General features: G+C 60.9%; 5 protein-coding genes. 4 read left to right on the forward strand and 1 reads right to left on the reverse strand.

Translation table 11 applies throughout. The annotated features are described in order from the left end of the window. Nucleotides 1-683: 683 nt before the first annotated feature. From proS to ACT6VE_RS26370, 3 genes are read left to right on the forward strand one after another with little or no spacing between them, the layout of a single operon-like run. Nucleotides 684-2,012: a proline--tRNA ligase gene (proS, locus tag ACT6VE_RS26360; protein WP_444801293.1), complete on the forward strand. Its 1,329-nt coding sequence runs from the start codon at nt 684-686 to the stop codon at nt 2,010-2,012. A 30-nt stretch (nt 2,013-2,042) separates the two neighbouring features. Beyond that, nucleotides 2,043-3,344, forward strand: coding sequence for a lipoprotein-releasing ABC transporter permease subunit (locus tag ACT6VE_RS26365; RefSeq protein WP_444801294.1), 1,302 nt, complete (start codon nt 2,043-2,045; stop codon nt 3,342-3,344). Between the two features lie 13 nt (nt 3,345-3,357). Next, on the forward strand, nt 3,358-4,044 hold the full coding sequence (locus tag ACT6VE_RS26370; RefSeq protein WP_444801295.1) for an ABC transporter ATP-binding protein: 687 nt from the start codon (nt 3,358-3,360) through the stop codon (nt 4,042-4,044). A gap of 27 nt (nt 4,045-4,071) precedes the next feature. Here the strand turns inward: ACT6VE_RS26370 and ACT6VE_RS26375 are convergent, their stop codons facing one another. Next, entirely contained in the window at nt 4,072-4,650 is a 579-nt protein-coding gene (locus ACT6VE_RS26375; protein WP_444801296.1) for a hypothetical protein, read from the reverse strand. Nucleotides 4,651-4,996: 346 nt separating this feature from the next. On the opposite strand from ACT6VE_RS26375, the gene dnaE reads away from it, so the two are divergent. Beyond that, on the forward strand, nt 4,997-7,683 hold a 2,687-nt coding region (dnaE, locus tag ACT6VE_RS26380; protein WP_444801297.1), incomplete at its 3' end, for a DNA polymerase III subunit alpha.

The raw sequence follows: 7,683 nt of genomic DNA on the forward strand, positions 1-7,683 counted from the left end.
TGACGAAAGCAAGCCATTCCCCGTCTTCGGGATCGGGGGGAATAGTCTTCCGTTTGTCGATCGTCAGATTGCGCCGGAAATAGCCCGCATGCGGCCCTTGCTTGCCCCCGAGTTGTGCAAACCGGCCCGGATTTTCTTACGTTACGTGAGACGGAGTGTCGCATTGCGCGCCGATGTGCGTCTTTGACGCATGGACCCCTGGCGAGAAATTGATAAAGCGAAAGTCTAATGGGAAAAAGGCAAAAAAAAACAAGGCTGAAAGCCTTGTTTTACAGTTATCGCGTGATCTCTATCCGTTTTGCGGTGGCAGCGTCTACGCGCGCCTAAGATCTGATCCTCCCAAGACTTGACCGCGAAATGGCAGGAATTTGTACTTCCTGCCTGTTTTGTGGCCTGAAACTAGCCCAAAGCTTAGGCGTTGTCATCCGCTTTTTTGCATTTTTGCTACAGTGGAATAAAATTTTTCCGTTGACAACCTATGCGCAATTTCTGTTATTGACGCCCCCGTTTTTCCGCCACATTTCTCGGAATGGCCTGCGTCGGTTGCCAGTGCTTCGTCCCGGCATCCCTGCTTGGCCTGCCGGGTTTCTTTCCTGCGGCGAAGCGTTTATGAACGCGTGAAAATCAACGTCATTTTGCCCGATTCCCCGAATAGGGCGGATCAGTCCCGCTGGAAAATCGATATGCGCCTTTCACGCTTCTTCCTGCCCATCCTCAAGGAAAACCCCAAAGAGGCCGAGATCGTCTCTCACCGGCTCATGCTGCGTGCGGGTATGGTCAAGCAACAGTCCCAGGGCATCTATACCTGGCTGCCGCTGGGCAAGCGCGTCCTGGACAAGGTGAACGCCATCATCCGCGAGGAGCAGAATCGTGCCGGCGCCGTTGAGCTCTTGATGCCGACGCTGCAATCCGCCGAACTCTGGCAGGAAAGCGGTCGCTACGACGCCTATGGCAAGGAAATGCTGCGCATCAAGGACCGCCAGGAGCGCCCGATGCTCTACGGTCCGACCAATGAGGAAATGATCACGGACGTCTTCCGTTCGTACGTGAAGTCCTACAAGGACCTGCCGCTCAACCTCTACCATATCCAGCTGAAGTTCCGCGACGAGATGCGCCCGCGCTTCGGCACCATGCGCTCGCGCGAGTTCCTGATGAAGGACGCCTATTCCTTCGACCTGACCCGCGAAGGCGCCGAGCATGCCTATAACCGCATGTTCGCGGCCTACCTGCGCACCTTCTCGCGCATGGGCCTGCGCGCCATTCCGATGCGCGCCGATACCGGCCCGATCGGCGGCAATCTCAGCCACGAATTCATCATTCTTGCCGATACCGGCGAGTCGGAAGTCTTCTGCCACAAGGATTTTTTGAATTTCGACGTTCCCGGCCTCGACACCAATTTCGAGGACGTTGCCGGCCTGCGCACCATCTTCGAAAAATGGACCTCGCGCTACGCGGCGACCTCGGAAATGCATGACGCACCCGCTTTCGAGGCCATTGCGGAAGGCGAACGCCTGTCGGCCCGCGGCATCGAAGTCGGCCACATCTTCTATTTCGGCACGAAGTATTCCGACGTCATGGGCGCCAAGGTTCAGGGGCCGGACGGCAAGGAGCACGCCGTGCACATGGGCTCCTACGGTATCGGCCCGACGCGCCTGGTACCCGCGATCATCGAAGCATCGCATGACGAGAACGGCATCATCTGGCCGAAGTCCGTGGCGCCCTTCGAGGCGATTGTCATCAACATGAAGTCGGGTGACGCGGCCTGCGACGCCGCCTGCGAGACGATCTACGGCGCGCTCTCGAATGCCGGCATCGACACGCTCTATGACGACAAGGACGAGCGGGCCGGCGCCAAGTTTGCGACGGCCGATCTCATCGGCGCACCGGTGCAGATCATTGCTGGTCCGCGCGGCGTTGCCAATGGCGAAGTCGAGATCAAGGATCGCAAGACGGGCGAACGCGAGACGCTGACCATCGAGGCGGCCATCAACCGCCTGACGTCCGGCAATTGATGCGCCGCGCCGGGGCAACGGGAGGGGACCATGGCTGACGCAGCGAGCGGGACAACCGAGGCTCAGGCCTACAAGAAGAACCGCCCGTTCTCCGCTTTCGAGCGGATGGTCGCCTGGCGCTACCTGCGCTCCCGGCGCAAGGAAGCCTTCATCTCGGTCATCGCCGGCTTTTCCTTCATCGGCATCATGCTGGGGGTCGCGACGCTCATTATCGTCATGGCCGTGATGAACGGTTTTCGCACGGAGCTGATCTCGCGCATCCTCGGCATCAACGGCCACATGATCGTCCAGCCGATCGATACGCCGCTGAACGATTTCGCCAAGCTTGCAGAGCGTCTTTCCGCCGTTCCGGGCGTCACCATGGCGATCCCGCTTGTCGAGGGCCAGACGCTGGCGCAGGGCACGGCAGGCGGCGGCACGGGCGCGCTGGTGCGCGGCATCCGCGCTGACGACCTTGCCAAGATGAAGGCCGTTTCGGATCATTTCAAGGAAGGCGACCTCGTCGGCTTTGCCGCCGGCGGCGGCGTGGCGATCGGCTCACGCATGGCCGAACAGCTCGGCCTCAGCGCCGGCGGCCAGATCACGCTGGTTGCTCCCGAAGGGGATGTCACACCGCTTGGCGTCAATCCGCGCGTGAAAACCTACACGGTCTCCGCCATTTTCGAGATCGGCATGTCGGAATACGACTCGTCGATCATCTATATGCCCTTGGAAGAAGCGCAGCTCTATTTCAATTCCGAAGGCGTCGTGCAGTCGATCGAGCTGTTTGTTTCCAATCCGGATGCCATCGACGAGCTGCGTCAACCGATCGAGGCGGCGGCCGAACGGCAGATCTTCATCACCGACTGGCGCCAGCGCAACCAGACCTTCTTCTCGGCCCTGCAGGTCGAGCGCAATGTCATGTTCATGATCCTGACGCTGATCGTGCTCGTTGCTGCGCTCAACATCATTTCCGGTCTCATCATGCTGGTGAAGGACAAGGGCAGCGACATCGCGATCCTGCGCACCATGGGCGCCACGTCCGGCGCGATCATGCGCATCTTCTTCATGACGGGGGCGGCGATCGGCACCGTCGGCACCTTCGCGGGCGTTCTGCTCGGCGTCATCGTGTGCCTCAACGTCGAATCGATCCGCCAGTTCTTTTCCTGGATTTCCGGCACGACGCTGTTCAACCCCGAACTCTATTTCCTGAGCCAGCTTCCGGCCGACATGAATGTCGGCGAGACGGTTTCGGTCATCGCCATGGCGCTGGTGCTGTCGTTCCTCGCGACGATCTTCCCCGCCTGGCGTGCCTCCAAGCTCGATCCGGTCCAGGCCCTGCGGTACGAATAGGAACAAGAACGCCATGAACGCGCGCGTCGCTTTGGAACTCAAGGGCATCGAACGGCACTACGGCCAGGGCGAAACCGTGCTGTCGATCCTCAAGGGCGCGGATTTTGCGCTGAAGAGCGGCGAGACGGTGGCACTCGTCGCGCCGTCCGGCACCGGCAAGTCGACCCTGCTACACATTGCCGGCCTGCTCGAAAAGCCCGATGCCGGCGAGGTCTTCGTCAACGGTCATTCCTGTGCCACGCTGTCCGACGACCAGCGCACGACGATCCGGCGCAACGAGATCGGCTTCGTCTACCAGTTCCATCACCTGCTGCCGGAATTCACCGCGCTGGAAAATATCATGATGCCGCAGCTGATCGGCGGCCTCACGAAGGTCGAGGCGCGCGAACGCGCCGCCCAGCTGCTCGACTACATGCGCATCGGCCACCGCGCCGATCATCGCCCGTCGGAGCTGTCAGGCGGCGAACAGCAGCGTGTGGCGATCGCCCGCGCTGTCGCCAATGCGCCCCTTCTGCTGCTTGCTGACGAGCCGACCGGAAACCTTGATCCGGAAACCGCCGGCTACGTCTTCGAGGCGCTCGAAGCGCTGGCGCGCCAGTCCGGTCTCGCGGCCCTCATCGCTACCCACAACCACCAGCTCGCCAGCTTGATGGATCGTCGCGTGACGATCGAGGACGGGCTCGTGCGCGAGCTTGCCTGACAAGCCCGCGCTTAGGGTTCACGAGCGCTAGTTATCAAGCCCGCAGATTTTGCGGGCGATCTCGTCTTTCCAGTCCTTGAGCAGCACGAATTGCGCCTGGCCGGCGACCGTCTGGTCGCCGCTCTTGCCCTTGCCGGTCAGCACATTCAGGTCGCATTCTTTCCCGCCCTCCGGATCGAGCGTGTCGTAGGACGAAAAGGTGTAGCCCGCGACGATGAAATCGAAATTGCGATAGGCAATGGTCAGCGACTGCCGCCAGCGGTCGCGCCCGATCGAATCGTTCTTCGTCGTCAGCGTGAACGAGCCATTGGCAAGCGCCGTCAGCTCCGGCTCCTGGCCATACATGGTCAGATTGCCCCAGATCGTGTTCGGCAGGGAAAGCACCAGCGTCAGCCGGTTCTCTTCCGGCTTGGCAACGTAGACATAGAGCCCGTTGTCATCCCCGCTATCGTCGCCCGGCGTCGCCACCACGGCGAGATCCGGCGTGCCGTCCTTGTTCCAGTCGCCGCTCGCCATGGCGATGATGCGGTCCGCCGGAAAATCCGCGGCGGCCGAAAGAGCGGGCAGGGCAGCCGAAAACATGAGGGCTGCAATCAACGACTTCATCTTTATTCCTCCATTGGTCGAGGCGACCTTATTGCGCTGGCGAAGGCCGGTCCAGAGGGCTTGTGGAAAGCTGTTGACACGGGAACAATAAAAGAACAAAATGGAAACATAAAAGGAAAGGGAGCCACAATGACCGATTTCTTTCGTGACCTTGCTGCATTCGCCTCCATGGCCATGTTCGTCGCCAGCTTCTCCGTCATCCTCTTTGGAATCTGATATTTCTGGTTATCATCGCCTGAATACCGGCCCACTCGACGTGGAAACCGGGTGCAACACAAAGAACCGTCTGGACGAGGCGGGTGCGAATCCGCTTAAGCTTCTTTCCTTGATATGAAGGAAGATCCCGATGGCGAGTGAAGCCCCAAAGACGGAGAGCGGAACAACCGCGCAGACACCACAATTCGTGCATCTGCGTGTTCATTCCGCCTTCTCGCTGCTGGAAGGCGCCTTGCCGATCAAGAAGATCATCGGCAAGGCGACGTCGGACCAGCAGCCGGCCATCGCCATCACCGATACGAACAACCTGTTCGCCGCGCTGGAGTTTTCGCAGAAGGCGGTTGGCGACGGGATCCAGCCGCTGATTGGTTGCCAGCTGTCGATCGACATGGAAGACGAGGGCGAAGGCGAACGTCGCGGGGGGCAGGCGCAACTTCAAAAACTGCCGTCGATCGTTCTCCTTGCGGCAACCGACGCCGGTTATACCCGGCTCGTCGATATTGTCAGCCGTGCCTATCTCGGCGGCGAGGGCAGCCAGGCGGTCCGCATCGCCTATAGCTGGCTTGAGGAGGAAGGCGCCGAGGGACTGATTGCACTCACCGGCGCGCGCGGCGGTCCGATCGATATGGCCTTCTTGTCCGGGCAGCCCACCGTGGCGCGCGCGCGGCTGGATGCGCTGAAACGGGTCTTCGGCGACCGGCTTTATATCGAATTGCAGCGCCACGGGCGTTACGACAAGCAACATGAACGGCGCATGGTCGAGCTTGCCTATGCGGAGGATGTGCCGCTGGTCGCAACCAACGAGCCGTTCTTCCCGACACCGGACGATTACGACGCCCATGATGCGCTGATGGCGGTGGCGCACAATGCGATGGTCTCCGACGACAACCGTTTCCGCCTGACGCCCGACCATTATCTCAAGAGCCGCAAGGATATGGCAACGCTCTTTGCCGATCTGCCCGAGGCCTTGGAGAATACGGTCGAGATCGCGAAACGATGCTCCTTCGTGCTGAACACACGCAACCCCATCCTGCCGCGCTTCACGGGGGCGACGGATGACCCGGAGGAGGCGGATCGTGCCGAGTCGGCGGAACTTCGCCGCCAGTCCGTGGAAGGTCTCGAGAGCCGTATGGCGCTGCTCGGCCTGACACCCGGCTATAGCGAGCAGGATTACCGGGAACGGCTGGACTTCGAGTTGGGCGTCATCGAGCGCATGAAGTTTCCCGGCTACTTCCTGATCGTTGCCGACTTCATCAAATGGGCCAAGCAACAGAACATTCCCGTTGGGCCCGGCCGTGGCTCGGGCGCGGGCTCGCTCGTCGCCTATGCGCTGACGATTACCGACGTCGATCCGCTGCGCTTCTCGCTGCTCTTCGAACGCTTCCTCAACCCGGAACGCGTCTCGATGCCCGACTTCGACATCGACTTCTGCCAGGAACGCCGCGAAGAGGTGATCCGCTACGTGCAGCAGAAATACGGCCGCGAACAGGTGGCGCAGATCATCACCTTCGGTTCGCTGCAGGCGCGCGCCGCATTGCGCGACGTCGGTCGCGTGCTGGAAATGCCCTACGGCCAGGTCGACAAGATCTGCAAGCTCGTGCCGAACAACCCGGCCAACCCGACGCCACTCTCCAAGGCGATCGAGGAGGAGCCGAAGCTCCAGGAGGAGGCGGACAAGGAGCCGGTCGTCGCGCGTCTGCTGGATATCGCCCAGAAGATCGAAGGGCTTTACCGCCACGCCTCGACCCACGCCGCCGGCATCGTGATCGGCGACCGGCCACTGTCGCAGCTCGTGCCGATGTACCGCGATCCGCGCTCCGACATGCCGGTCACTCAGTTCAACATGAAATGGGTGGAGCAGGCGGGGCTCGTAAAATTCGACTTTCTTGGCCTCAAGACGCTGACCGTTTTGAAGACTGCGGTCGATTTCATCCGCAAGCGCGACATTGAGGTGAAGCTCGAGAGCCTGCCGCTCGACGATCAACTGACCTACGAGATGCTGTCGCGCGGCGAGACGGTCGGCGTGTTCCAGGTGGAAAGTGCCGGCATGCGCAAGGCGCTGATCGGCATGCGACCGGACTGCATCGAGGATATCATCGCGCTGGTGGCGCTCTATCGCCCCGGCCCGATGGAGAACATCCCGACCTACAACGCCCGAAAACACGGCGAGGAAGAACTCGAATCGATCCATCCGACGATCGACCATCTTCTGAAGGAAACGCAGGGCGTTATCGTCTATCAGGAACAGGTGATGCAGATCGCCCAGGTTCTGTCCGGCTATTCGCTCGGCGAGGCCGATCTTCTGCGCCGCGCGATGGGCAAGAAGATCAAGGAGGAGATGGACAAGCAGCGCGCCCGCTTCGTCGAGGGCGCAGTGAAGAACGGTGTCTCCAAGCCTCAGTCGAACAACATCTTCGACCTGCTTGCGAAGTTCGCCAACTATGGCTTCAACAAGTCGCACGCTGCCGCCTATGCCATCGTTTCCTATCAGACGGCCTATCTGAAGGCGCACTACCCGGTCGAGTTCCTCGCCGCGTCGATGACCTACGATATGTCCAATACGGACAAGCTGAACGACTTCCGGCAGGATGCCGGCCGTCTCGCCATCGCGGTCATCCCGCCCTCCGTGCAGACGTCCTTTGCGCATTTCGAGACCGGCGAGAACCGCATCTACTACGCGCTCGCCGCCATCAAGGGCGTCGGCGAGGCGGCGGTGCAGCACATCGTCCAGATCCGTGGCGATACGCCGTTCAAGAGCCTTGAGGATTTCTGCACGCGCATCGATCCGAAATTCGTCAACCGGCGGGTTTTCGAAAG

Origin of the sequence: Shinella sp., from assembly GCF_052438155.1 — a bacterium.
Lineage (GTDB): Bacteria > Pseudomonadota > Alphaproteobacteria > Rhizobiales > Rhizobiaceae > Shinella.